The sequence below is a fragment of the Streptosporangium sp. NPDC002607 genome, from assembly GCF_053592655.1.
Window position 1 is genome coordinate 1 of record NZ_JBSFWD010000153.1, and the last position, 2,156, is coordinate 2,156.

At 70.7% G+C, this 2,156-nt stretch carries 1 protein-coding gene; it reads left to right on the forward strand.

Going from position 1 to position 2,156, the window contains the following annotated elements; genetic code table 11:
* Nucleotides 1–2,156: type I polyketide synthase (locus ACWD3H_RS47575; RefSeq protein ID WP_451959791.1), on the forward strand; the 2,156-nt coding region annotated here is incomplete at both ends.

Genomic DNA, 2,156 nt, shown 5'->3' on the forward strand with positions numbered 1-2,156 from the left:
ATCGGTGAGTTCCCGACGACGCGGGGCTGGGATCTGGGGGCGTTGTACAGCCCGGATCGGGAGAGCCAGGGCACCAGCTATGTGCACGAGGGCGGTTTCCTGGAGGGTGCCGCGCAGTTCGATCCGGGGTTCTTCGGGATCTCGCCGCGTGAGGCGTTGGCGATGGATCCGCAGCAGCGGTTGCTGCTGGAGGCGTCGTGGGAGGCCTTCGAGCGGGCGGGCATGGATCCGGTCTCCTTGCGGGGCAGTCACACGGGTGTGTTCGCCGGCGTGATGTATAGCGACTACGGGATGAGCGTCGATCTCCCGCCGGAGGCGATGGGCTTCATCGGCACCGGTACGGCGGCCAGCGTTGCGACCGGCCGGATTTCGTACGCGCTGGGGTTGGAGGGTCCGGCGGTGACGGTGGACACCGCGTGTTCGTCGTCGCTGGTGGCGATGCACATGGCGGCGCAGGCGCTGCGGCAGGGGGAGTGCTCGCTGGCGCTGGCCGGTGGTGTGACGGTGATGGCCAACCCGGGGGTGTTCATCGGTTTCAGTGCGCAGGGTGGGCTGGCCGGCGATGGCCGGTGCAAGTCCTTCGCTGACGCGGCGGATGGCACGAGCTATTCCGAGGGTGTGGGCATGCTGGTGCTGGAGCGGCTGTCGGACGCGCGCCGCAACGGCCATCAGGTGCTGGCGGTGGTACGGGGTTCGGCGGTCAACCAGGACGGTGCGTCGAATGGGTTGACGGCGCCGAACGGTCCGTCGCAGCAGCGGGTGATCCGCCAGGCGCTGGCCGTGGCGGGCTTGTCCCCTACTGAGGTGGACGCGGTCGAGGCGCACGGCACCGGCACCACGCTGGGTGACCCGATCGAGGCGCAGGCGCTGCTGGCCACCTACGGCCAGGACCGGGACGAGGATCGGCCGCTGTTGCTGGGGTCGATCAAGTCGAACCTTGGTCACACCCAGGCGGCGGCGGGCGTGGCCGGTGTGATCAAGATGGTCATGGCTCTCCGGCACGGGATGCTGCCCAAGACGTTGCACGTGGATGCGCCGTCGTCGCATGTGGACTGGGCCTCGGGCGCGGTGGAAGTGCTGACCGAGCCGGTCGAGTGGCCGGAGACCGGTCGTCCGCGCCGGGCGGGTGTGTCGTCGTTCGGGATCAGCGGCACCAACGCGCACGTGATCCTCGAGCAGGGGCCGGAAGCACCGGAAGGAGAAGACGCTTCGCAGGACCGGATGCCGGCTGCGGGTGTGGTTCCGGTGCTGGTGTCGGGCCGTACGGCGGAGGCATTGCGGGCGCAGGCCGGACAACTGGCTTCGCGTGTGGACGGCGAGCCCGGTCTGGATCTGGCCGATGTGGCGTTCTCGCTGGCGACGACGCGGTCGGTGTTCGAGCATCGGGCGGTGGTGCTGGCCGAGGGCCGTGACGGTGCGCTGGCCGGGCTGGGTGCGCTGGCCGAGGGCCTGCCGGGTGTGGGCGTGGTGGCCGGGGTGGCCGGGGCGGAGCCGCAGCTGGCGGTGTTGTTCACCGGTCAGGGCAGCCAGCGGGCGGGGATGGGCCGGGAGCTGTATGACCGCTTCCCGGTGTTCGCGACGGCGCTGGACGAGGTGATCGCGGAGCTGGACCCGCTGCTGGAGGGATCATTGCGCGAGGTGCTGTTCGCCGAGCCGGGCACGGCGGAGGCGGAGGCGCTGAATCGGACCGGGTGGGCGCAGCCTGCGTTGTTCGCGGTGGAGACGGCGCTGTTCCGGCTGGTGTCCTCGTGGGGGGTGCGGCCGGGTGTGCTGGCCGGTCACTCGATCGGGGAGATCAGCGCGGCGCATGTGGCCGGGGTGCTGTCGCTTCAGGACGCGTGTGTGCTGGTGGCGGGCCGGGCGCGGTTGATGCAGGCGCTGCCGGCCGGTGGGGCGATGGTGGCGGTGCAGGTCGCTGAGGAGCAGGTCGCCGAGCTGCTGGTCGGGCGTGAGAAGGAGGTGTCGGTCGCGGCGGTGAACGGCCCGGCCTCGGTGGTGATCGCCGGGGTGGAGGAGCCGGTCCTGGCCATCGCTGCCGAGTTGGAGTCTCGGGGGGTCCGGACGAAGCGGTTGCGGGTGTCGCACGCGTTCCACTCGCCGTTGATGGATCCGATGCTGGAGGACTTCCGCGCCCTGGCTCATACCCTGGCCTACAG